The sequence below is a fragment of the Corynebacterium aurimucosum ATCC 700975 genome (genome assembly GCF_000022905.1).
Lineage (GTDB): Bacteria > Actinomycetota > Actinomycetes > Mycobacteriales > Mycobacteriaceae > Corynebacterium > Corynebacterium aurimucosum_F.
In genome coordinates this window covers 292,170-317,211 of record NC_012590.1, presented here as the reverse complement: position 1 = coordinate 317,211, position 25,042 = coordinate 292,170, and the positions used below count along the sequence as shown (strand labels likewise).

General features: G+C 62.2%; 14 protein-coding genes and 3 pseudogenes. 10 read left to right on the top strand and 7 right to left on the bottom strand.

Annotated elements, in window-relative coordinates; genetic code table 11:
* Positions 1–52 precede the first annotated feature (52 nt).
* Both CAURI_RS01570 and CAURI_RS01565 read left to right on the top strand, forming a co-directional pair.
* Positions 53–9,022: a type I polyketide synthase gene (locus CAURI_RS01570; RefSeq protein ID WP_012714800.1), complete on the top strand. Its 8,970-nt coding sequence runs from the start codon at positions 53–55 to the stop codon at positions 9,020–9,022.
* A gap of 358 nt (positions 9,023–9,380) precedes the next feature.
* Positions 9,381–10,659: pseudogene (locus CAURI_RS01565) on the top strand (Fic family protein).
* A gap of 137 nt (positions 10,660–10,796) precedes the next feature.
* Here the strand turns inward: CAURI_RS01565 and CAURI_RS01560 are convergent.
* Positions 10,797–11,957: an RtcB family protein gene (locus CAURI_RS01560; RefSeq protein ID WP_010187866.1), complete on the bottom strand. Its 1,161-nt coding sequence runs from the start codon at positions 11,955–11,957 to the stop codon at positions 10,797–10,799.
* A 546-nt stretch (positions 11,958–12,503) separates the two neighbouring features.
* On the opposite strand from CAURI_RS01560, the pseudogene CAURI_RS01555 reads away from it, so the two are divergent.
* Positions 12,504–13,019: pseudogene (locus tag CAURI_RS01555) on the top strand (hypothetical protein); the annotation flags it as partial.
* A 166-nt stretch (positions 13,020–13,185) separates the two neighbouring features.
* On the opposite strand, the gene CAURI_RS01550 reads toward CAURI_RS01555, so the two are convergent.
* Positions 13,186–14,352, bottom strand: a complete 1,167-nt coding sequence (locus tag CAURI_RS01550; RefSeq protein ID WP_010189836.1) for a YihY/virulence factor BrkB family protein — start codon at positions 14,350–14,352, stop codon at positions 13,186–13,188.
* A 114-nt stretch (positions 14,353–14,466) separates the two neighbouring features.
* Between CAURI_RS01550 and CAURI_RS01545 the strand changes: the two genes are divergently transcribed.
* Positions 14,467–14,943, top strand: coding sequence for an S-ribosylhomocysteine lyase (locus tag CAURI_RS01545; RefSeq protein ID WP_010189837.1), 477 nt, complete (start codon positions 14,467–14,469; stop codon positions 14,941–14,943).
* A 15-nt stretch (positions 14,944–14,958) separates the two neighbouring features.
* Here the strand turns inward: CAURI_RS01545 and CAURI_RS01540 are convergent, their stop codons facing one another.
* The gene (locus tag CAURI_RS01540; protein WP_010189839.1) at positions 14,959–16,077 is read right to left on the bottom strand and encodes a UDP-N-acetylmuramate dehydrogenase; all 1,119 of its coding nucleotides are present in this window, start codon (positions 16,075–16,077) and stop codon (positions 14,959–14,961) included.
* 24 nt (positions 16,078–16,101) lie between these two features.
* Here CAURI_RS01540 and CAURI_RS01535 point away from each other — a divergent pair, with 24 nt between their 5' ends.
* The 3 genes from CAURI_RS01535 to CAURI_RS01525 are packed head-to-tail and all read left to right on the top strand — an operon-like array spanning position 16,102 to position 18,251.
* The gene (locus tag CAURI_RS01535) at positions 16,102–16,593 is read left to right on the top strand and encodes a DUF2505 domain-containing protein (protein WP_010189841.1); all 492 of its coding nucleotides are present in this window, start codon (positions 16,102–16,104) and stop codon (positions 16,591–16,593) included.
* A gap of 27 nt (positions 16,594–16,620) precedes the next feature.
* Positions 16,621–17,430 (top strand): class I SAM-dependent methyltransferase, encoded by an 810-nt coding sequence (locus tag CAURI_RS01530; protein WP_010189843.1) that lies wholly within the window; start codon positions 16,621–16,623, stop codon positions 17,428–17,430.
* A gap of 23 nt (positions 17,431–17,453) precedes the next feature.
* Positions 17,454–18,251, top strand: coding sequence for an LmeA family phospholipid-binding protein (locus tag CAURI_RS01525; protein ID WP_010189845.1), 798 nt, complete (start codon positions 17,454–17,456; stop codon positions 18,249–18,251).
* Between the two features lie 22 nt (positions 18,252–18,273).
* On the opposite strand, the gene CAURI_RS01520 is transcribed toward CAURI_RS01525, so the two are convergent.
* The 4 genes from CAURI_RS01520 to CAURI_RS01505 are packed head-to-tail and all read right to left on the bottom strand — an operon-like array spanning position 18,274 to position 20,838.
* The gene (locus CAURI_RS01520; protein WP_010189846.1) at positions 18,274–18,723 is read right to left on the bottom strand and encodes a hypothetical protein; all 450 of its coding nucleotides are present in this window, start codon (positions 18,721–18,723) and stop codon (positions 18,274–18,276) included.
* Complete coding sequence (locus CAURI_RS01515; RefSeq protein WP_010189848.1) at positions 18,723–19,013, bottom strand: DUF2516 family protein; 291 nt, start codon at positions 19,011–19,013, stop codon at positions 18,723–18,725. Before CAURI_RS01515 ends, CAURI_RS01520 begins: the two co-directional genes overlap by 1 nt.
* Positions 19,014–19,026: 13 nt before the next feature.
* Positions 19,027–19,488 (bottom strand): CGLAU_01105 family protein, encoded by a 462-nt coding sequence (locus CAURI_RS01510; RefSeq protein ID WP_010189849.1) that lies wholly within the window; start codon positions 19,486–19,488, stop codon positions 19,027–19,029.
* A gap of 15 nt (positions 19,489–19,503) precedes the next feature.
* Positions 19,504–20,838 carry a DUF445 domain-containing protein gene (locus CAURI_RS01505; protein WP_010189850.1) on the bottom strand — a complete coding sequence of 445 codons (1,335 nt, stop codon included), beginning with the start codon at positions 20,836–20,838 and terminating at the stop codon, positions 19,504–19,506.
* Between the two features lie 172 nt (positions 20,839–21,010).
* On the opposite strand from CAURI_RS01505, the pseudogene CAURI_RS01500 reads away from it, so the two are divergent.
* The 3 genes and pseudogenes from CAURI_RS01500 to CAURI_RS01485 form a co-directional block, all read left to right on the top strand.
* Positions 21,011–22,306 (top strand): annotated as a pseudogene (locus CAURI_RS01500) (DNA methyltransferase); the annotation flags it as partial.
* A gap of 73 nt (positions 22,307–22,379) precedes the next feature.
* Positions 22,380–23,572 (top strand): IS3 family transposase gene (locus tag CAURI_RS01490; protein ID WP_420805227.1). Its coding sequence is split into 2 segments (ribosomal slippage): positions 22,380–22,662 and positions 22,662–23,572, totalling 1,194 coding nucleotides; the frame shifts between segments, so codons are not numbered across the junction.
* Positions 23,573–23,615: 43 nt separating this feature from the next.
* Entirely contained in the window at positions 23,616–25,034 is a 1,419-nt protein-coding gene (locus CAURI_RS01485; RefSeq protein ID WP_338026541.1) for a type IIL restriction-modification enzyme MmeI, read from the top strand.
* Positions 25,035–25,042 lie beyond the last annotated feature (8 nt).

Sequence of the window (25,042 nt, the reverse complement as noted above, 5' to 3'; positions counted from 1 at the left end):
CCTGCCCACAGCTCTTCATAAAACCGTTCCCCATCAGCTCAAAAGAGGAAAGATGCCTGTTACTATGCTGCATTCCATGCCCCGCCCGGCCGTACTTTTCGCCGGACAAGGCTCCGATTGGCAGGGTTTCATCACCACCGCCGCGCAGACTGCCGCCACCGCTGACACCCTGCGCGAGACCCTCGCCCAGGCACGCAGCCTCACCGGCCCCGCCGCACGCACCATCGCCTCCACGTGCCCCGGCGCGCTCGAGCGCCTCGAGCAGCTCATCGCTGGTTCCACCGAGTCCACTTCCCTCGACGCCCTGCCGGCGGTCTCCATCCCCGGCATCGTCCTCGGCCAGATTGCCGCTATCGAGCAGCTGCGCGATCTCGGCGTCGACATCGACGAGCGCGCTGGGCATTCGCAGGGAAGCTTGGGCGCGTTGGCCGTCGACAAGCCAGCAGAAGCCCTGGCCCTAGCCATCCTGATGGGCACCGCCGCCAGCGCCGTCAACGGTTCCGATCCGCGCTCCCAGATGCTGTCCATCCGTGGTCTGGAGCGCAGCTTCATCACTGAGTACCTGCACGGCACCGCCGCCATCGCCGTGGTCAACGGCCGCCGCCACTTTGCGCTGTCCGGCAGCCCGGAGGACCTAGCTGCCACCCGCACCGCCATCGACGAGGCAGTGAAGAGCTTCAACGCCGAGCTAGAGAAGCGCACCGTCGGCGGCGATGAGCTCAACCCGCGTTTTGATGAGCTGCCCGTAGCTCTTCCTTTCCACAACCCGGTGCTCGCCCCGGCAGCCGAGCGCACCGTGGCGCTGGCTCAGGAGTGCGGCCTCGACGTGGATGAGGCCCGCGCGCAGGCAGAAGCCATCCTGGTCAAAGAACACGACTGGCCAGCCACGCTGGCCACGCTCAACTCCGAGCACCTCATCGTTCTCGACCGCGCACTGACCAACCTCACCCGCCGCGTGGTGGAAGGCACGGGAGTCACGGTGGTCTCGGCCGCCACCCCGCAGGAGCTCAATGCACTGGCGACGCCGGGCACTGAACTACCCAAGGCCCTGAACTACGCCGACTTCGCCCCGCGCACCATCGAGCTTCCCAATGGCCGCACCTATACCCAGACCCGCTTCTCCGATCTCACGGGCCTGTCCCCCATCATGCTGGGCGGCATGACGCCGACCTCCGCTGATGGTGAGATCGTCGCCGCGGCGGCGAACGCCGGGCACTGGACGGAGATGGCCGGCGGCGGCATGTACTCCGATGAGGTCTTCCGCGCCCACCTGGCCACAATGGAGCAGCACCTGCGCCCCGGTCGCACGGCGCAGTTCAACACCATGTTCTTTGACCGCTTCCTGTGGAACCTGCACTTCGGCCAGGCGCGCATCGTGCCCAAGGCACGCGCGGCCGGTGCGGCTTTCAACGGTGTGTGCATCTCCGCCGGCATTCCGGAAGTAGAGGAGGCCGGCGAGCTGCTGGACCGCCTCCACGCCGATGGCTTCCCCTTCATCTCCTTCAAGCCCGGTACCGCAAAGCAGATCCGGGATGTTCTGGCCATCGCCACGGCCTACCCGGAGGATCGCATCATCATGCAGGTCGAGGACGGCCACGCCGGCGGCCACCACTCCTGGGTCAACCTGGATGACATGCTGCTGGATACCTACGCCGAAATCCGCCAGCACCCCAACGTCTACCTGGCAGTCGGCGGCGGCATCGCCTCCCCGGATCGCGCCACCTCCTACCTCACCGGTGAGTGGGCGAAGAAGCACGCTATGCCCGCCATGCCTGTCGACGCAGTCTTCCTCGGCACCGTCGCCATGGCCACCAAGGAAGCCAAGGCCACCGATTCGGTGAAGGACCTGCTGGTCAACACCGCCGGTATTTCCCCGGAGGACAACGATGGCTGGGTCGGCCGCGGCACCGGCGCGCACGGCGTTGCGTCCTCGCAGTCGCACCTGCTGGCGGACATCCACGACCTGGATAATTCCTTCGCCGCCGCTTCGCGCCTGATTACTTCCCTAAGCATCGAGGAATACCCGGCCCACCGCCAGGAGATCATCGACGCCCTGGCCAAGACCTGCAAGCCCTACTTCGGCGATGTGGAGTCCATGACCTACGCGGAGTGGCTCGAGCGCTTCGTGGAGCTGGCCCACCCGTTCGTGGATCCCAGCTGGGATGATCGCTTCTTCGATCTCCTGCATCGCGTCGAGGCCCGCCTGAACCCGGCTGACCATGGCCAGATTGAGACTCTCTTCACCAGCGTTGAGGATGTTCACGATGCACCGCAGGCAGTGGCCAAGCTGCTGGCCGAGTACCCCGCCGCACGCAGCACCGAGGTCTCCGCACGCGATGCTGCTTGGTGGATTTCCCTGCACTATAAGCACGTCAAGCCCATGCCGTGGGTACCGGCCCTGGACGGTGACCTGAAGTCCTGGTTCGGCAAGGACACGCTCTGGCAGGCGCAGGATGAGCGTTACACCGCTGACCAGGTGCGCATCATCCCCGGCCCCGTGGCCGTGGCGGGTATTACCAAGAAGAACGAGCCCGTGGCAGACCTGCTTGCCCGCTTCGAGCAGGCCACCACGGATGCGCTGCTGGAGCAGGGATCGACCCCGCAGAAGGCTTTCTCCCGTCTGAATTCCGCCGCCGATGAGGCCGCGTTCCTGCGTACTTCCCCGACCCTGCTGTGGCACGGCCACCTCATGGCCAACCCGGCTTATGAGATGGATGAGAATGCCTTCGACCTGCGCCAGGATGCCGAGGGCAACTGGGAGATCGTCATCACGGCGGACTCCTACTGGGATGATCTGCCGGAGGAGCAGCGCCCCTTCTACGTCCGCGAGGTCACCGTCCCAGTGGACCTGCCGGAAGATGTGGCCACGGGTGGCTCCCCGGTGGTCTCCGAGGAGCGCCTGCCGAACTCCGTCTTCACCCTCTTGGAGGGACTGGCTGGTGTCGGCTCCACGGCGGAGCAGGGCGATGAGATTACGGAGATGCCCACCGTCGACTCCGGCTACTCCTTCCACTTCCCGGCCTCTCTGCTCTCCGCACACAGCGCGGTGACCTGCGGCGATGCTGCAGCCGAGAAGGCCGGCACCCCTGACGTTCTGGTCGGCCCCTGCTGGCCGGCCATCTATGCCGCGCTCGGCTCCGGCCGCCTGGAGGATGGCTACCCCGTCATCGAAGGCCTGCTCAACGCGGTGCACCTGGACCACGTCATCGACCTGCGCGTGCCGCTGGAGCAGCTTGCCGACGGCCGCCAGATCGACGTCACCTCCTCCTGCACCGCCATCGAGGAATCCGTCTCCGGGCGCATCGTGACGGTCGAGCTGGAGCTCAAGGACCACGCCTCCGGCGACATTGTGGCCACGCAGATGCACCGCTTTGCCATCCGCGGCCGCGCCACCGGCACCGCCGCGCCGAGCCAGGCACCGGAGTGGGGCGGCGGCAAGTCCGCCACCAAGGTGGTGCCAACTCCGCGCTCCTTCGTCGACCGCGCCACCGTCACCGCCCCGCAGGATATGACTCCCTTCGCGCTGGTCTCCGGTGACTATAACCCGATTCACACCTCCTATAACGCGGCCCAGCTGGTTAACCTGCAGGCACCGCTGGTGCACGGCATGTGGCTCTCGGCCGCCGCGCAGCAGGTGGCCGGACGCCACGGCCGCGTAGTGGGCTGGACCTACTCCATGTACGGCATGGTGCAGCTGGGCGATGACATCGAGATCACCGTCGAGCGCGTCGGCCGCAAGGGCATCCACCAGGCCCTCGAGGTCACCTGCCGCATCGACGGCGAGGTGGTCTCCCGCGGCCAGGCCCTGCTCGCCGCGCCGGCCACGGCGTACGTCTACCCCGGCCAGGGCATCCAGACCGAAGGTATGGGCAAGGGCGACCGCCAGGCCTCCCCGGCAGCGCGCGAAGCCTGGCGCCGCGCCGATGCGCATACCCGCGAGAACCTCGGCTTTAGCATCCAGAAAATCATCGATGAGAACCCGACGGAACTTTCCGTCCGCGGTACCACCTTCCGCCACCCGCAGGGCGTGCTGCACCTGACCCAGTTCACGCAGGTGGCCCTGGCTGTCGTGGCCTATGCCCAGACCGAGCGCCTGCGCGCTGAGAACGCCCTGGCCCCGACCTCCTACTTCGCCGGCCACTCCCTGGGCGAGTACACAGCACTGGCCTCGCTGGCGAATATCTTCGACCTCGAGGGCGTCATTGACATCGTCTACTCCCGCGGCTCCGCCATGGGCAGCCTGGTCCCGCGTGATGCGGAGGGCAATTCCGAATACGCCATGGCAGCGCTGCGCCCGAACATGGCCGGCATTGCTGCCGATAGCGTCGACGCTTGGGTGGCTGAGGTCTCCGAGGCCACCGGCGAGTTCCTGGAGATTGTTAACTACAACATCCGCGGCCAGCAGTACTCCGTCGCCGGCACCAAGAAGGGGCTCAAGGCCCTGGTGGACAAGGCCAACGCCATCGCCCCGCGCGCAGCCGTCATGGTCCCGGGCATCGATGTTCCTTTCCACTCCCGCGTGCTGCGCGAGGGTGTCCCGGCCTTCGCGGCGAAGCTCGATGAGCTCCTGCCACAGGAGCTGGACCTGGATGCCCTAGTAGGCCGCTATATCCCGAACCTGGTGGCCCGCCCCTTCGAGCTGACCCAGGACTTCGTCGATGCCGTGGCTCCGCTGGCGCCCTCCGGCAAGTTGGACGGGCTGAAGGTGGAGGACCTCTCCGAGCACGAGCTCGCCCGCCTGCTGCTCATCGAGCTGCTGTCCTGGCAGTTCGCTTCCCCTGTGCGCTGGATTGAGACCCAAGAGCTCCTCTTCGGCAAGGTCGAGCAGATCATCGAGGTCGGCTTGGCTTCTTCCCCGACGCTGACCAACCTGGCTACCCGCTCGCTGGCCGTCGCCGGCATCCCGGAGGGCACCATCCGCGTGCTCAACGTGGAGCGCGACCAGGAGCAGGTCATGCTTGCCGACGTCTCCGAAGCCCCCGCCGCCGAACCCGCTGCGGAATCCGAGGCCGAAGAGGCACCGCAAGCCACCGAGGCACCAGGCGAGGTTGCCGAGACTCCGGCTGAGGTAGCACCGGCACCGACTCCTGCGCCCACCACCGCAGCTGCCTCCAGCGACGCCCCCGAGCTGCGCTTCGGCGCAGCAGAGGCCATCATGGTGCTCTTCGCCTTCCAGAACAAGATCCGCGTGGACCAGATCACGGACTCCGACACCGTGGAGGAGCTGACCAACGGCGTGTCCTCGCGCCGCAACCAGCTGCTCATGGACATGTCCGCGGAAATCGGCGTGCCGGCCATCGATGGCGCCGCCGATGCCGACGTGGCCACGCTGCGCGAGAAGGTCGCCACCGCCGCACCGGGCTACTCCGCTTTCGGCCCGGTGCTGGGTGAGGCCGTCGGCGCGCGCCTGCGCCAGCTCTTCGGCGCTGCGGGACTCAAGCCCACCGCCGTGGCGGACTACGTCACCGGCACCTGGGGCTTGCCCGAGTCTTGGGTTGCCCACGTCGAGGCGGAGATCCTGCTCGGCTCCCGCGAGGAGGATTCCGTGCGCGGCGGCTCGCTGAGCACCGTGCCGGCGAGCGCCACCTCGAAGTCCGCAGCACACGAGCTGATCGACGCCGCCGTCCAGGCCGTCGCCGCTACCCACGGCGCCTCCGTATCCAAGGGCGCTGCCGCCGGTGGCGCCGGTGGCGGTGCCGTGGTGGACTCCGCTGCTTTGGATGCCTTCGCCGAAACCGTCACCGGTGAGAACGGCGTGCTGGCTACTGTCGCCCGCCAGGTTCTCTCCCAGCTGGGCCTAGACTCCGAGCCGGAGCTCATCGAAGCCCCTGATACCACCGTCATCGATGCCGTCGAGGCAGAGCTCGGCTCCGGCTGGCTCAAGTCCGTCACGCCTTCCTTCGATGCCAACAAGGCCGTGCTTTTCGACGACTCCTGGGCCATCGCCCGCGAGCGCCTCGCCCGCCTGGCCCTGGGCCAGGCCGAGTACCCGGTGGACAGCTTCCGCGGTGCCGGCGAGGACCTGGCGCGTCAGGCCCGCTGGTGGAAGCGCGAGGACATCGCGCAGGCTGCCGTGGACACCACACCCAGCGCGTTTGCCGGTGAGGTTGCCCTGGTCACGGGTGCTGCCCCTGGTTCCATCGCCACCGCGTTGGTGGAGCGCCTGCTGGAGGGTGGCGCCACGGTCATCATGACCGCCTCCCGTGTCAGCCAAGCCCGCAAGGAATTCGCGCGCACGCTCTACGCCGAGCACGGCGCTGCCGGTTCCGCCCTGTGGCTGGTCCCGGCGAACCTGTCGAGCTTCCGCGATATTGACGCGCTCATCGACTGGATCGGCTCCGAGCAGCGCGAGTCCGTGGGCAACGAGGTCAAGATTCTCAAGCCTGCGCTGACCCCGACGCTGGCCTTCCCCTTCGCCGCGCCGAGTGTGTCCGGCTCGCTGGCGGATGCCTCCGGCACCACCGAGACGCAGGCCCGCCTGCTGCTGTGGTCCGTCGAGCGCACCATCGCGGGGCTGGCAAGGTTGAGCCAGGAGGATGTGGACAAGCGCTGTCACGTCGTCCTGCCGGGCTCGCCCAACCGCGGCACCTTCGGCGGCGACGGCGCCTACGGCGAGGTCAAGGCCGCACTCGATGCCATCCTCAACAAGTGGAAGGTCGAGGCCGGCTGGCCGCAGGGCGTCACCCTGGCGCAGGCCAAGATCGGCTGGGTCGCCGGCACGCACCTCATGGGCGGCAACGACGGGCTGGTGCCCGCCGCCGAGAAGGCCGGCATCAAGGTGTGGAGCCCGGAAGAAATCTCTTCCGAGCTCATGGACCTGGCTAGCCCAGAATCGCGCGAGCAGGCAGCTCACGCACCGGTGGAGAAGGACCTCACCGGCGGCTTGGAAGGCTTCTCCCTCAAGGAGCTTGCTGCCGATGTGGAGCCAGCCGAAACCACTGGCGCAGTTCCGAGCGAGGATAAGGACGCCTCCGCCACCATCACCGCGCTGCCCAACCAGGTGCAGGCAGTACAGCCTGGATTGGAGGAAGAAGTTGGCCAGGTCACCACGGACCTAGAGGACATGGTGGTCATCGCCGGCATCGGCGAGGTCTCCTCGTGGGGTTCCGGCCGCACGCGCTTCGAGGCCGAGTATGGCCTGCAGCGCGATGGTTCCGCGGAGCTCACCGCTGCCGGTGTGCTGGAGCTGGCCTGGATGACCGGGCTGGTGGAATGGCGCGAGGACCCGCACCCGGGCTGGTTCGTCGTGGAAAACGACGAAGAGATCGCCGAGGAGGACATCTTCGAGCGTTTCCGCGATGAGGTCGTCGCACGCTCCGGCGTGCGCACGCTGACGGATAAGTACCACCTCACCGACCGCGGCTCCATCGATCTCACCACCGTCTTCCTGGACCGCGACGTCACCTTCACCGTGGATTCGGAGGCCACCGCCCGCGATATCCAGGACGCGGACCCGGAGTTCGTCAGCATCGTCGAGGTGGACGGCGAATGGCAGGTCACCCGCCGCCAGGGTGCCACCGTCAAGGTGCCGCGCAAGGCCACGCTGACCCGCACCGTCGCCGCCCAGATGCCGGATGACTTCGACGCCGCTAAGTGGGGCATCCCGGAGCACATGCTCGACTCCCTGGACCGCATGGCGGTGTGGAACCTGGTCAGCGCGGTGGATGCCTTCACCCAGGCCGGCTTCTCCCCGGCGGAGCTGCTGCGCTCCATCCACCCGGGCCAGGTGGCCACCACGCAAGGCACCGGTATCGGCGGCATGGAGTCCCTGCACAAGGTCTTCGTCACCCGCTTCCTCGGTGAGGAGCGCCCGTCCGACATCCTGCAGGAGGCCCTGCCGAACGTCATCGCGGCGCACACCATGCAGTCCCTGGTGGGCGGCTACGGCTCCATGATTCACCCGATTGGTGCCTGCGCTACCGCAGCGGTGTCGATTGAGGAAGCCGTGGACAAGATTGCCCTGGGCAAGGCCGACGTGGTCGTGGCCGGCGGTATCGACGACGTCCAGGTGGAGTCCCTCCAGGGCTTCGGCGACATGAACGCCACCGCGGAGACCGCGAAGATGACCGCCAAGGGAATCGATGATCGCTTCATCTCCCGCGCCAACGACCGCCGCCGCGGCGGCTTCCTCGAAGGCGAGGGCGGCGGCACGGTCCTGCTAGTTCGCGCCTCACTAGCAGCCGACTTAGGACTGCCAGTGCTCGCGGTGGTCGCGCACGCTGCCTCCTACGGCGACGGCGCCCACACCTCCATCCCGGCCCCTGGCCTGGGTGCGCTGGGTGCTGGCCGTGGCCGGGAAAACTCCCGCCTGGCGCGCTCGCTGCGCGGTCTGGGCCTCACACCCAACGACGTCAGCGTCCTGTCCAAGCACGACACCTCCACCAACGCCAACGACCCCAACGAGTCGGAGCTGCACTCCCTGCTGTGGCCGGCGATTGGCCGCGATGAGGACCAGCCGATGTTCGTCATCTCCCAGAAGACGCTCACCGGCCACTCCAAGGCGGGTGCCGCGCTCTTCCAGACTGGCGGCATCATCGACGTCTTCCGCACGCACCGCATCCCGGCGAACGTGTCTCTGGATTGTGTTGACCCACTCATCGCCCCGAAGGCGCCGAACCTGGTGTGGCTGCGTTCCCCGCTGGACCTCGGCTCTGCGGGCCACAGCGTGAAGGCCGCGGCACTGACCTCGCTTGGCTTCGGCCACGTCAGCGCGCTCATCGTCTACGCCCACCCCGGCGTGTTCGAGCAGGCCGTGTCCCAGCAGCGCGGGGCGGACGCCGCCGCCTCGTGGCGTGAGCACGCCGAGCAGCGCCTGCGTACTGGCCGCGCCCACTTCGAGGCCGGCATGCTGGGCCGCGCCCCGCTCTTCGAGGTCATCGAAGGCCGCCGCCTCCCGGCACGCGACGCCAAGGTGATGATTGACGGCTACGGACTCGTCGACGCCGACAAGGCCGCGGAAATCTCCATGCTCCTCGACGCCGATGCGCGCCTAGGCAGCAACGGTGAATTCTCGAGTGTGTAGCCGTTAGCTAACTGGCTGGCCAGACCAGCCAGTAGTAGATAGAGCTCAGGCCCGCTTCTTGAAAAGGGGAAGCGGGCCTGAGCTTTTTGTAGCCGCCATCGAATCGGCCACTACGTTTCAGCTAACGCTCGACCAACTTTTGCTTCTCAACTCCGTTAATCTTTTCCACTCATCCAGTGTCATACGAAGCATAGGACCGTATCAAGCGTCTTTAACAAGGCAGTGACTCACGATAAGAGTTATCTGGCGCATTGCGCTCGCAGTCCACCGGGATAACAGCTATCCCGGTAAACTAAGAAATCGATCTACCGGGATAAGTCTTATCCCCAATGCGTCGAGCGCATGAGAGGAGTCAACTGTGGCAAAGACAGTCGAATTGGAATGGATCCCCGCTGATGGCAGCGGTCTTTCTCGACGCGCCAAACAAGGAGGTAAGTATCACGCTTTCGTTCCCGATCCCCTCGCAGGCATGTCGTTGAAGCTTCCGTCCGAGCTCTCGCGACGTATCGTTCGCATCGAGCGGGAGATTCACAATCTTGGGATGAGAGACAATACCCACTCCCTTGAAGGAGTTGCGCGACTCCTGCTCCGTTCTGAGGCCGTCGCTTCCTCCCGGATCGAGGGAATCGCTCCCAACTCCGACAAAGTGGCCATGGCGATCCTCGCGCGCGAATCAGATTCCGAAATTCGGGGTTTCAAAGAATCCGCAACAGCTGTCGCCCGCAATGTCGCCATCCTCGACACCATCAATACAGACTTGGCTTACAAAGACGAGCTGGTCCTGGATGACATTGTTGCAATGCAGACAGCGCTCGTTGCAGAAAAGCCTTTGCAAGGAGTACGTACTACTCAAAACTGGATTGGCGGATCTGACTATCACCCCATCGATGCGGCTTTTGTCCCCCCCGCCTCCTACACAAGTCCCAGGACTCCTCGACGATCTCATTGAATACTTCAACGGGGCAGACCACGCGGCGCTCGTTCAAGCAGCGCTCGTTCATGCACAGTTCGAGACCATCCACCCATTCCCGGATGGGAATGGACGCGTGGGGCGAGCCATGATTCACGCACTTTTGCAGCGCAGAGGGCTCACCGATGCTGCAGTTCTCCCCGTCAGTATGGTTCTGGCAACACTCGGTGACCGTTACGTCGACGGACTCACGAAATTCCGCGAGGGTGACGTGCTGGCATGGATCTCCTTCTTCGTCGAGGCTGCACAAGTTGCCACCACCAAAGCAGCTGAACTTGCGGATAGCGTCGCCGCCCTAGAAGCAGAATGGATGGACAAGGTCAATCACCACCGCACTGCGCAAGGAAGCAAGCGCGCATTGAAATCGAATTCGACAGAGTTCCAACTGCTCAAGAAGCTTCCTGCCATGCCTTTGGTCACGGTGTCCATCGTGAAGTCCGAGCTGGGGATTTCATCGACAAGCACGGCCCGAGATGCTCTCGATTCACTCACCGACGCTGGCATTCTGCGTAAGAAAGTCATCGGTGCGGGCGGGCTTCTCGGTTACTTCGCTGACGATGTTTTCATGTTGGTCGACGATGCTGAACGCCAACTCGCCTCGACGCAGTTTAATACTCGGCTTTCACCTCCGACTGGACGTGCAGTTCCAGCCCTTCGCGATAAATAAAAAGTAATCAATAGTGGTCACGCACTTTGTTTCCTTACATAAGGCAAAACGTCGTGCTGATGCGACGCTGCAGGAGGGGACATCGGAAAGCTTGAAAGGGACCGTCACTAAAAATGACGGTCCCATCATGGCGCAGGTTAGGTGCCCTTGACGTTGAGGATCTGGCGCAGGGTGTGCTTGACCTCAACGAGCTGGGCGGCATCGGCCATCACGCGGTCGATGTCCTTATAGGCGTCCGGAATCTCATCGACGAACTCGGCGCCGGGACGATAGACGATCCCTTCCATGCGTGCGGCAAGGTCCGCCTCGGTGAAGCGGGCCTTGGCCTGGGTGCGCGACATGACGCGACCCGCGCCGTGCGACGCAGACTTGAGGCCCGGCGGGTAGCCCTTGCCTTCCACGACGTAGCTAGCGGTGCCCATCGAGCCGGGGATGAGGCCGCGGTCGCCTTCGTCCGCCTTGATGGCGCCCTTACGCGTGAGCCACACGTTCTTACCGTAGTGGTTCTCGCGCTGGGTGTAGTTGTGGCGGCAGTTGATGCGCTCGAGCTCGAGGGCCTCGCGATCCGCGCCAGACCAGGTGGCGACGCAGTCGAGGAAACGATCCATCATCTCATCGCGGTTGAGCAGCGCAAAGTGCTGTGCCCAGTGGAGATCCGCAATGTAGGAGTCGAACTCTTCCGTGCCCTCGACGAGGTAGGCCAGGTCCTTGTCCGCGAGCTGGATCCAGTGCTTCTCGCAGTGACGCTGCGCGGCCTTGATGTGCTTCTGGGCAATCTTGTTGCCCACGCCGCGCGAGCCAGAATGCAGGAACAGCCAGACGCGGTCGGATTCGTCGAGACACAGCTCGATGAAGTGGTTGCCGCCGCCCAGGCTGCCCAGCTGCTGACGCCAGTTTTTGGAGTGGCCGAGATCCACGCCGGTGTCCTGGGCCAGCTGCGAGAGCTCGCGCGTGCGGGCCTCGGTGCGCGGGTCCATGATCCAACCGTTGTAGTTTCCGGGCGAGAGCGGAATGGAGTCTTCGACCGCGGTGCGCAGGTCCTCGAGAGCGAAGTCCTGGATCTCCGCGTGCGTGAGGTGGGTCCGGACGGCAATCATGCCGCAGCCGATGTCCACGCCGACGGCCGCCGGGATGACGGCACGCAGCGTGCCGAAGACGGTGCCGACCGAGGAGCCCTTGCCAAAGTGGGCATCAGGCATGAGCGCCACGTGTGGGTGGACGAAGGGCAGGTCAGCGACGAGTTGTGCCTGCGCCACCGTCTTGTCTTCAACAATGGAGGCGAAGTTGTGCAGGCGCATAAGAGAGCCTTTCTCTGCGTTTGCGTAACGCAGTTCGTGAGAAAGGGCCTGCTTGGGCGGCTGACTTGTGAGTTGTGCGCGCGGGTCGCGCGGCTGGCACCAACGTCCGGGATAAGCAGGGCCGCTTTCCCGGGAAATGGTCAAGTCAGCCTGTTAGAAGAGTTGCTTAAAGAGGCGTCCTAGCGGCTGATTGTTGTGGGTCATCATCGCGGTTCGCCTCCTTTATGCTTTCTTGTTCTTCTTCTTTCGGGCTGTTAGTGCTGCGTGTGAGCCTACACGATCTACGCGATTTCTACATGCGATTGGTGATGCAAGGAAAATTCAGCCAGCCACGAAAAACTTGACACCATCCATTCAACCGCATTCGCTGCCTGCTCATTTGTTCGTCCGTCTGGCGGGGTGTTGTGCACCGTGACAAGCTTCGTTTAATCGTTCAGCCCGCCTCGACCTAGTCGAGAGTGGGCTGGATCTTTATCTGGGTTATGCAGCAAGAGTGCACTGGGCAAGGCCGACGTCGTGGTCGCCGGCGGCATCGACGAGCGCTTCATCTCCCAGAAGACACTCACCGGCCACTCCAAAGCGGGTGCCGCGCTCTTCCAGACCGGCGGCATCATCGACGTCTTCCGCACGCACCGCATCCCGGCGAACGTGTCCCTGGACTGCGTCGACCCGCTCATCGCCCCGAAGGCGCCGAACCTGGTGTGGCTGCGCTCCCCGCTGGACCTCGCTGCGGCGGGCCACAGCGTGAAGGCCGCGGCGCTGACCTCGCTCGGCTTCGGCCACGTCAGCGCGCTCATCGTTTACGCCCACCCAGGCGTGTTCGAGCAGGCCGTGTCCCAGCAGCGCGGGGCGGATGCCGCTTCCCAGTGGCGTGAGCGCGCCGAGCAGCGCCTGCGTGCTGGCCGCGCCCACTTCGAGTCCGGCATGTTGGGCCGCGCCCCGCTGTTTGAGGTCATCGAAGGCCGCCGCCTCCCGACACAGGATGCCAAGGCCGCCGAGATTGCCATGCTTCTCGACGACTCCGCGCGCCTCACCGAGGACGGCACCTACCCCTCCGCCTAAGGCGCTGGCCCCTAACAGCAAGCCCTAAGAACAAGCCGAGGACGTCCGCAAAGAAGCGGGCATCCTCGGCTTCTTTTCTGCCTGCGCCCAAGTGCCCCAAAGGCGTCGCAGGTGTCCTATCTGCCAAACTTATCGCCGATCCATGCAACGCGGGGGCAAGGTTTTGTCAGCTAGGCGCGTTTTTGCCTGCTCCCTCTGCTTCCTCCACCAGATCATCCTGCGCCTGCCGCGCGTTATCTGAAATCTCACGCGCCCTTTGCTCCAAGCTCTCCTGGGCGCGGGCCTGAGCTTGGGAAGAATTATCGGCGCGCGGCGGGGCTTGGATGAAACGCTCGGAGTGCAATCCCAGCTGCAGCTCCTTGGCGCGCAGCACCTCCGCATCAATCTTGAGACCGACGATCAGCACCGTGTTCATCAGCCACGTGGCCACGAAGACCGCCATGACGGTGCTCAGCGCACCATAGGCGCTGGCCGCAGCGAAGTACTTCAGGTAGAGGCCTACCAAGCCCCAAGACGCAACCGTGCCCACGAGCGCCACCACGGAACCATAGGTAATCCACCTAAAGCGTCCGGGCCGCACGTTGGGGCTGAAATGATAAAGCACCGCGATGAGCGTGAGCACCACTACCACCGTGACGGGAAAGCGCAGCCAGTTCCACACCGGCAGGAAGATTCGCACCAAGTACGTGGCGACGTCTTCTAGTCCTACATTGCGCGCAAGCGGAATCAGCCCCTCATTAAGAACTGCATCACGCAGCAAGTTGGCAAAGAGCACGATGACCGCGCCCACCACGATGACCGCTGTCAGCCCCCACATCAGCGCCCACGTCCGGATGATGCCACGGCCCTCCACCCGGCCGTACACGGTATTGGCTGTCCGCGAGAAGGCCCGCACATACGCCGATGCTGAAAACAGCGAAATGGCCAGGGAGATGACCAGCGCCAACGTGCCCTGCGCGCTGGATCCGATAATCGTGCCGACGACCGTATGGGCTTGTTCTGATAGCGAACCGGGAACGTATTGCTCAATGAACTCAGAAGTCAGCTGCTCCACTTCCGCTTGGCGGGAGGAGAAGATGAGCGTGGCGATGGAATAGGCGGCCAGCACCGTGGGCGCAAAAGCCATGAGCGTGAAATAGGTCATTCCCGCGGCGCGGTCCATGAAAGCATCGTGGAAGAAGTCATTCCACGTGCGGCGGATGACTAGCCCCCAGCTCTCCTTGCGCAGGCGATTACCTTTGGCGAGGGGGTTGCGCTCATCATCGTGTCCCTGGACCTCCAGGACGGTCGAGCTCTTAAACGGCACGATGGTCTCCGGCTCCTCGGCCGGCATAGCGTTGCCTCGGGTCTCCTCTTCGCTCATATCTGACCAGCGTATGCGGCACAGCCCGCATTCAGGGGAAGGACACTCAGGCCACAGGCTAAGCCGTGGTTACACTGGGAAAGCATGACTGAGAAGAACTCCGAGAACAAGATCAACGTAAAGTCCTTCGAGCTCGACCACCGGCTTGTCGCCGCCCCCTATATCCGCGTCGCCGACCGTACCGATCTGGGCGGCGGGGTCGAGATTATCAAGTATGACCTGCGCTTCTGCCAGCCCAACAAAGAGCACCTCGGTACCGAAGCACTGCACTCGGTCGAGCACATGATGGCCAACTTCATGCGTAACTACACCGACAAGCTCATCGGTTTTGCCCCGATGGGCTGCCGCACCGGCTTCTACGCCATCACCAACGGCATGGAGCAGGACGAGCTGCTCCGCGCCGTCGAGGGCGCACTCAATGACATCCTCAACGCCACCGAGGTTCCCGCCGCCAACGAGGTACAGTGCGGCTGGGGCGCCCACCACTCACTCGAGGGCGCACAGGAGGCCGCACGCGATTTCCTCGCGGCCAAGGATGAGTGGCTCAACGTCATGGCCTAGCCACCCCAGTCCTCCTTAAATACTCACACCCAGCCAGATGGGCTCCGGCTCCAAAGTCACGCCGAAGGCCTTCTGAACCCCGGCGCGAATGTCGCGGGCCAGCGCAACGATGTCGTCTGCAGTGGCCTCACCGCGGTTGGTCAGCGCCAGGGTGTGCTTGGTGGACAAGGTTGCCTTCGCACCCGACTCTTCACCCGGGTAGCCCTTGGCAAAGCCGGCTCGCTCGATGAGCCACGCGGCGGAGAGCTTTTCTTTTCTTTCTCCCGACGCGGTGGTTTCAGCCGCCGCGTGTCGAGGCATGCGGTCCGCATCCTCATCGCCGCGGGCGGCGCGGACAGCTTCCTGGATGGAATCGGCAACTTGTGGTTCCGCGATGGGGTTGGTAAAGAAAGAACCGGCTGACCAAGTGTCGTGGTCTTGCGGGTCGAGCACCATGCCTTTGCCGCGGCGCAGCTTCAGTACTTCCTCGCGGACGTCGGCCACGGGGCGGCGCTCACCGGGGTTCTGGGTGAGCTGGCCAAAGCGCAGGGGCTTGGACAGTCCATCGGTGGTGAGCTGCAGCTCAATAGCCAACACCACGCCGCGCCCGGTGAACTTCAGGTTGGAGTAACGGTAGGCCAGCTCCAGTTCTTCCGCCGGTACCCACGTCGCGGTGCGGGTGGCGCGCTCATAGAGGTAGACCTGCGTGAGGACGTCGGAGGTCTCCGCGCCATAGGCGCCGACGTTCTGTACCGGTACGGCACCCGCATTGCCCGGGATGCCGGACAGGCACTCAATGCCGCCCAGGCCGCACTCCACGGTCAGGGCCACGACGTCATCCCACACCGCGCCCGCATCAGCGCGCACGAGTCCGTTGGCCACGGTGACGTCGATGTCCTCGAAATCGAGGATGACAACCACGACATCCAACTGGCCTTCCGCCACCACGAGGTTGGAGCCACCGCCGACGACGAGGTAGTCCTGGGAGGCGTCGTCAAGCGCGGCCAAGGCCGCAACCGCCGACTCAGCGCTGCCGCAGCGCACCGTCACCAGCGGTGCACCACCGATGCGCAGCGTCGTGAGATCAGCGAAGGTGGTCTCGGAATCCAGAGTGACTCCGTCAATGTCAGCGAGGGTCAGGAATTTATCTAGCACGTCTACCAAGGTAGTCTGTAACTCATGTCAACCCGTAGCGAAAACACCGTTATCATCAACCAGCCCATCGATAAGGTGCACAAGGCACTGACCACTCGGGAGTACTGGGACTTCATTGTGGCCAAGCTGTCCCCGGAACCGGGTACCGTGCACGAGTTCACCGGCAACACCGCTGTGCTCTACGAAATTCTTCCGACCTCCCTCCTCCCGGAGGCTGTTCGCGCCATGGTCTCCCAGGACCTCAAGGAGAAGCGCACCGTGACCATCGGCGAGCTGGTGGACGAGCAGATTTCCGTCTCCTTCACCGCTGACGTCAAGGGCACCCCGGTCGACTTCAAGGGTGACATCACCTACAAGTCCCAGGATGAGACCACCGTTCTGGATTACGTCACCGAGGTTTCCGTCAACATCCCGATGATGGGCGCTGCCATCGAGCCGAAGGTCGCTGAGGCTCTGCAGGAGCTCTACACGAACGAGGGCAAGCTCACCGAAGAGTGGATCTCCAACAACCTCTAAACAACTCTCTACACCACAGTTGTTGCCATGGCCGATCACGCGCATAACCTGAGGGCTCAGGAAAGCGCTGGTCGGCCTTTTGGCGTTATTACCCGCGGCACCACCAACCCCAACCGCCTACGCCGCTGCGATCGGTGGATGGTGGCGCACCCGGACATTTCCTCGCTGCTGCGCTCCACAACTAAGCCGCTGGCTCTCGACGTCGGCTACGGCGCCTCCCACACCACCACGGTGGAGTGGGCCGGCTGGCTGCGCAGCGTTAACCCGAACACTCGGGTAACGGGCCTTGAGATTTCCCCCGAGCGCGTCCTGCCGCCGCGCGATGGCGTGACCTTTGAGCTCGGCGGGTTTGAGCTCGCTGGCTACCGCCCGCACCTGGTGCGCGCCTTCAACGTGCTGCGCCAGTATGACGTCGACCAAGTGGAGAAGGCCTGGAACACGGTGACCTCGCGCCTGGCACCCGGCGGCTTCTTCGTGGAGGGAACCTGCGACGAGCTGGGGCGCAGGGCAGCCTGGGTGCTTCTCAGCGCCGCCGGCCCACGCACCCTAACCCTCGCCTGGGATCCCTTCGACGTTGAGCGCCCCAGCGATATCGCGGAGCGACTGCCCAAAATCCTCATCCACCGCAACGTGCCGGGCGAGCCGATCCACGAGCTCTTGCAAGCAGCGGACGCTGCCTGGGACCGCGCCGCCGGCTGGTCGCCGTATGGCCCGCGGGTGCGCTGGCGCATGGCGCGCGAAGAACTCCGGCAGACAGTGCCCATCCATCCGGTGAACCGCCGCCTGCGGGATAACGTGCTCACAGTGGATTGGGACCTCGTAGTTGGCCAACTTTAAGCCCGTGCGCCACACTAGTAGTCATGGCTTCTTCTAAATCTCCCGCCTCAACGGCCTGGAAAATCTTCATCGGCGTGCTCGTCGCACTCCTGCTCATCATCTTGGTAGCTGAGCTCGGCATACGCTGGTTCTTGGGCTCGCAAATGAAGAGCGAATTCACCCAGTCCGCCAAGGAACAAGGCGTGGAGACCTCCGAGGAACCGGAGGTGAGCTTTGGTGCCAGCCCCATGGTTTTTGGCTTGCTCAACGGGAAAATTTCGCAGATGGATATGAAGACCCCGTCCACGCTGAAGATTGATGGCACCACTATCACCGGCCAGCCGGCCGCTGATATCCATGTCGAAGACATGACGCTGTCCCAGGAGCCGGTCGCGGGCACTCTGCGGGCCTCGACCACCGTTCCGGATCAGTTCCTGCTCGCGAGCTTCCAAAAGGCCATTGCTGAGCAGTCTGGCTATGACGCTTTGGGCAACCTCGTGGTCACCGCGATTACCGCCAACGATGCCGAGGATGACCTCGAGGTGGAATTTGCCGGCGGCCTGGCCACGCTCTCGCTCAAGCCAGAGGCTCGCGACGGCAAGCTCGCCATCGATGCAAAGGAAGCATCGCTCTTCGGCTTCGACCTGCCCGAGCAGGCAACCTCCGCGATTTCGAATGCCTTGGCCGAAGGCATGGAGGAACAGCTCGCGGGCCAGCAGCTGACCTTCGAGTCCGTGGATGTTGGGGCTGGCGAGCTCACGCTCACTCTCATTGGCCACGACGTTCCTATGAGCGAACTCGATTCCGCCACCGCACCAGCACAGCAGGCACCGGCCAACTAAGGACTGAAACTAAAGCACAGAGTTAAAGGCTCTCTATGGAGAGCTGCGTATCCGGGGCTTCGTCGTCTGAAACGACGGAGCCCGTTTCGATGAGGCACTGATAGCCCGCCTGCTCGGCAGCACGCACATACTCCACCACCGGCAGAGCTGGATACTCAGGAAGAATGAGCCCCAAGCGCACGGGCAGCGGGCAGGCTTCGCGGAGGGTGACGAGCTCGGAGAGGAGCGAGGTGGCATCCCCTAGCAGCGCATCCACCGCGACCCACACCTCGGCCGCACCAGACTGAACTGCCAGCCGCGCCTCCGCCGCCTTCACCAACGAGTGGTGGCGCCCGGTGGGATAACCGGCAACGGCAATGACGTGCTCGGCGCCCTCAGCGGCAAGCACGTGGTGCGGGGAGACAAGCACTCGATGCTGCCCCGCCGACTGGCTTCGCACCTCCTCCACGGAGGCCTCAAGCAGATTCAGCATTAGTAGGAATAATCGCCGTTGATGATGGCTTTGAGCTGCGGGCGCACGTCAAACCAGTACACGCCGGTAATGATGGCGCCAATCCAGCTGACAAAGGGCAGCGGCAGGTTCATCAACAGGGCGGAACCGAAGAGCAGCCCGACCCACACCCATTTGTTCTGGCGGTCACCGGCGCGGAAAGCATCCTCCCGCGTCATCGCCGCTAGGACAGCACCGATGAGGGCAAAGAGGGATACCGCCATAAAGATGTACTGCGGTATCGCCGCGATAATGTTTAAAAAAGTGTGCATCAAGAAAGACTAACTAGTTCTCGTCAACTACTTCGCCGTCAATGACATCGTCATTCGGCTTCGGGGCATAGGGGTTGCGCGGGCTCTGCGGCTCCTGCGGCTGCTGGGCATGCTTGCCCTCCGCGCGCTGCTCCTTGGCGTTGTTGATAGCGCCCTGCACGCCCTCACGGGTCTCGTTGACGGCGGTGTTGAAATCCTCGCGGGCCTTCTCAAAAGACTGCGAGTTGCGGGTCTCACGCGCTGCGGAGGACACGGACTCCCCCAGGTTCTTCGCCGTGGAGGTTACGCGGTCGAAGAAGGATTCTTCCTTCGCGGTGCCATCACCCATACCTGCCGCATCGGCGGCGCGGGCGATGCGATCCGCCTGCGCGCTCTGGGCTTGATTCTGGCGCTCTTCCTTGAAACGGCCACCAAAATCCTTGGCCACATCAAAAGCAGAGGAACCGGCATTCTTGATTGAGTCAAATACGGACATGGTCGTCACTCCTTGTTAGACGCCAAAAAGCAGATGATTAACAGTGTAGATAACCAACCCAGCCAGTGCACCCACGACCGTGCCGTTCAGGCGAATGAACTGCAGGTCCTTGCCCACCATGAGCTCGATATTCTCGGAAGCCTCCTGGGCATCCCAGCGCTTAATGGTCTCCGGAATAATCGCGATGATCTCCGGTGCGAACTTCTCCACCGCGTAGCGCGCGGCCTTATCCACCAGCTCGTTGGCCTGGGCCAGGAACTCCGAATCCTCCAGCAGGCGGTGTGCCAATTCTTTCACCTTGGCGGTGATCTTCTGGCGCAGGAAGGACTCCGGGTCGGTGAGCTGCTCAATGAGAGTGGAGGAGACCGTCGCCCACATCGCCGCCGGCGCCTTCTGTGCCTGATCGGAGGCCAGCATCTCCTGCTTAATTCCCTCGATGCGCCCGCGCATATCTTCATCCCACTGCAGGTCCGAAGCCAGCTTGGACAGGTTACGGCGAATGGCCAGGCGGGCTTCATGGTTGCCGTTGCGGCGGACCTCATCGGCGAATTCCACGAGCTCGGCGTAGACCTTCTCCCCCACCATCTCGCGGGCAAAGCGTGGCGCCCAGCCGGGCATGCGCTCATCGATGGCGGTGACCACCGTGGATTCCATGCCGAGGATCTTCCCGTGCGCCCACTCAATGAGGTCATCCTCTAGCGGCCGCGCCTTGCCTTCCGCGATATAGCCCTCCAGTAGGCGTCCCAGCGGCGGGCCCCACTCCGGCTCTGCCAGACGGTCCATGACCTGGGTGCGGATGAACTGCTCCGCCTCCGCTGGGTCTAGGTCCGCGACCACGCTGGCTGCGCGCTCACCAATCCATGCGGAGACCTCCTCCGCCCGCCCTGGCTCCACGCCCTGGCGCGCCAGCCACAGCGGAATCTCCGCCTCCCGTACCTTGGCGCTGAGCGCATCCGCGGTGAGGAAGTTCTCCTCCACGAAGTCCTTGAGCGCATCACCCACGCGGTCCTTGTTGTTGGGGATAAGCGCGGTGTGCGGGATGGGCAGCCCCATGGGCCGGCGGAACAGCGCGGTCACGGCGAACCAGTCCGCCAATCCACCGACCATTCCTGCCTCTGCCGCCGCGCGCACGTAGCCCACCCAGACGGGAGCCCCGCTTGCCGACGCCTGCCACCACGAGCACCCCAAAAAGATCACCGCCGCAGCAATCAGGAAGGACAGCGCAATCGCCTTCCAACGGCGCAAATCCGCCCGGCGCGCCTCCTGGTTTCCTGGCTGCGGCACAAACGACGTCTGCGCCGCCGACGTTTCCCGAGCCTGCTCAAGCCCTGCGTCTGCGCGGTGCGTCATGGGTTGGTTCTCCTTGAGGGTAAACGAGGCTTCGTGATGGATAGCTAATCCATCAATCAACATTAGTGCGCGTAACGGACACACTCGATCGACGCCAACACTAAGATCGACTCCTAGCTTTATGAACGCCAGCCTGCCGAGGGCTATTCCACTGAACTGAAGGGTGAACTAGGTGGCAAGACTCAGCCTCAAAGCAATCGAAGAACGCATCAAACCGCTTGCTGGGAAAGATGAGTATGACCGCGAGTTCATCTTCGATCTCATGCTTGCCTACGGCCGCTCCAAGGGAAACATCACGCGCCTCCGTAATGGCTCTCTCAACATCGCTGATGATCCGGCACACGAAGTAGCTCAGAAGAATGTCATTTACTTCCGCGAAACGACAGGCGATCTGCTTGAAGAACTGGAACGACTGCGCGTCTCCCCTACGGTGGTGAAGTTCGCCACTCGCTTCGTCATTGTCTCCGACTACACGAAGATGATCGCTTACGATCTCAAGACCACGGAGAACCGTGCTTTCCCCCTGCGCGATATTGACCAGCACTTCACGTTCTTCCTCCCATGGGCGGGCATGGAGAAGGCCCAGTACACGGCGGAGTCCCACGCGGACGTCAAGGCCGCAGAAAAAATGGGCCAGCTTTTCGACGAGCTCGCCTCCGCCAACCCCGGCCTCATGGAGGACACCGAGCAACGCCACGGGCTCAATGTCTTCTTTACCCGCCTTTTATTCTGCTACTTCGCCGAGGACACCGGCATCTTCGGGGAGAACCAATTCACCAACGCAGTGGGCTCCCACACGCTGGAAGATGGTTCGGACACGGCCGACTTCATTCGCGATCTTTTCGCCGCTTTGGATGAAGCCGACCCGAAGAAAAAGCCCGGCCACTTAGCTGACTTCCCTTACGTCAACGGCCGCCTTTTCCGCGCGGACGCCCATCTAACAGTCCCACGCTTCTCCCCCAAGGCCCGTGAGATGCTCATTGGTCTGGGCCGTCAGATCTGGCTGAACATCAACCCGGACATCTTCGGCTCCATGTTCCAGGCAGTCGTGGCCCCTGGTAAGCGTTCCAACCTGGGCCAGCACTACACGTCTGTGCCGAACATCTTGAAGACCATCGAACCCCTCTTCATGGACGAGCTCAAGGAGGAATTCGACAAGGCCTACGACAGCACCAAGAAGCTGGACAAGCTGCTCGACCGCATCGCTCGCATCAGGGTTTTCGACCCGGCCTGTGGCTCCGGCAACTTCCTCGTCATTGCGTACAAAGAACTACGCCGCCTCGAGCACGCCATTCTGCAACGCCAAAGCGAACTCGGTTCCAACCACGCCCTGTTCAATGAATCCCGCATCAACATTGAGAACTTCTATGGCATCGAAATCGATGACTTCGCTGTCGAAGTAGCCATCCTCTCCATGTGGATTGCCAAACACCAAATGAACCGCGAGTTCCAAGAGCAGTTCGGCATCTGGACCTGACCCCTGTTTGGTAGACACCTGATATCCAGCCCAGTTGGGTTGGGAAGAAAGGTAATCTACCACCATGCCTAGGTACTCCGAACAGTTCAAACGTGATGCTGTGGCCCTCTACGAAAACAATGAGGACCTCTCACTTCACGCGGCTTCAGCAGAGCTTGGAGTCAATCGCTCCTCACTTTATTCCTGGATCAAGCAGTACGGCACCGGCAAACGTGCCCGCACGAAGACCATGCGTGACAAGACTCAGGCGACAACCGATTCTGAGCGGATCCGCCAGCTAGAAAAAGAAAACGCAAAGCTGCGCGAAGAACGCGACATCCTGCGCAAGGCCGCGAAATATTTTGCCGAAGAGACACGCTGGTAATCCGCTTCCAGTTTGTCGATGACCACCGAACCGAATACTCGGTCAAGCGGATGTGCCACGTGTTAAAGCTCAATCGCTCCTCGTTCTACAAATGGGTCAACACCCGCGAAAAACGCAGGTTAAAGACGTGTTCCGATGCCCTTATTGGTGCGAGAATCAAGACCATCTTCGATAATGAGCACGGGCTTTATGGTGCTAAACGCATCGCTGCAAGCCTCAACGACGATACGGACTTTCCTCCGATCAATCACAAGAAGGTCGCACGCATCATGAAATCCATGGGGCTAAAAGGCTTTACTAAACGGCGTCGATGCATCACCACCAGGCGCAAGCCTGGCCGTCGAGTCATGCCAGATTTAATAGGCCGCAAATTCACAGCTGACAGGCCAAACCACGTCTACGTAGGCGATATCACCTACCTGCCGTGTAAGGGCGGCAAGAACATGTACCTAGCCACGGTCATTGACGTTTACTCACGCAAGCTCGTCGGCCATGCACTCGCTGACCACATGCGGGTATCGCTGGTTATCGAAGCTTTATCTCATGCCAGAAAAGTCCGCGGAAGCCTTAAAGGGGCAATTTTCCATTCCGATCACGGCAGTGTGTACACCTCACAAGCATTTAGAGAGCACTGCGCTGTACTTGGTGTTCGCCAATCCATGGGAGCAGTGGGAACGAGTGCCGATAATGCCCTGGCAGAATCATTTAACGCCACCCTAAAGCGTGAAGTTCTGCGTGATCGGAAAGTCTTTGACAATCCCATCATCTGCCGCCAAGAAGTCTTCCGATGGTGCATGCGCTACAACACGCGCAGACGACACTCCTGGTGCAACCTTCTAGCCCCCGATGACTTCGAAGAACTCACATCAGCTACACTGACCCAAGCAGCATAGCTAACCCCCGACGTGTCTACCTTCCGGGGGTCAGGCCCTCTCTATCCCCCTCATCCCCCTCAAGGAAACCGGACAAATCCACGCCGGTAACGCCACCCGCATTGACTGGAACGAGGTGTGCCCGAACAACGGGACAGATGAGATTTACTTGATTGGTAATCCACCTTATAAGGGTGGAAAATCACAACCAGCCGAGTTGAAAGCCGATTATCCTTACGTTTTTGGCGAAAGAAAGTACTCCAAAGACCTCGACTACATAGCTTTATGGTTTGTCAAGGGAGCGGATTACATCTCTGGCACGGACGCAGAGCTCGCATTCGTATCCACTAACTCGGTAGTACAAGGCGAGCACGTCGGACTAATGTTCCCATACTTCACAACTGCAGGAGTTGAAATCGGATTTGGACACTCCTCCTTCAAATGGGCAAATAATGCAAGGCAAAATGCAGGAGTCACTGTAATCGTTTTGGGAATGCGAAGAGTACAAAAGAAATCAAAATTTCTGTTTACCGACGGTATACGAAAACAAGTATCTAACCTGAATGGATACCTAAGTGACGCACCCGATGTCTTTGTGCGACGGAGAACCACCCCCATCACTACCTGGTTACCCCGAATGACCCTAGGCTCAATGCCAAAGGATGGCGGCCACCTAATACTCGAAGCAGATGAGCGCCAAAAATTGTTGGCGAATGATCACGCATCCAGAAGGTGGATCAAACGATACACCGGAGCAGCTGATTTCATAAATGACACAGAGCGGTTCTGCTTCTGGATCCCAGACAGCGACGTTGAACAAGCGCGTTTAAACAAACTTATCGCTCAACATTTAGACGCTGTTTCCAATTGGCGGCTAAAGAGTTCTGCACAAAGCACGCGCGACTATGCACAATTCCCAAACCGATTCAAGCAAATGGCATATAAGAATACAGACTCCATCATAGTCCCAAGGGTCTCCGCAGAAAGGCGCCAGTATATTCCGATAGGATACTTGGGCCCCGAAACGGTAATTGCCGATTCAGCCAATGCTGTCTACGATGCAAAACCCTGGCTTTTTGGACTCCTTACCTCGAAAATGCACATTGCCTGGGCTGGAGCCGTAGGCGGAAAGCTTAAAACAGACTATCGCTACGGAGCCTACCTCGTCTACAACAACTTCCCTGTTCCCGAGCTTTCTGATCCGCAGAAGCAACGTTTGACTGAGCTGGCCCTGCGGGTGCTGGATGTGCGCGAGTACCACTGCGATAAGACGTTGGCACAGCTCTACGATCCGGACCTCATGCCGGAAAACCTGCGTCAGGCTCATCACGAGATTGATATGTACGTTGACTCGCTGTACTCCAAACGCGCGTACGAAACGGATGAGGAAAGGTTGTCCGACCTGTTTGCTATGTATGAGGACATGGTCGCTGCGGAAGAAGCAGCCAAGCCTAAGAAGAAGACACGCAAACAGAAGAAGTAGGTAAAGCA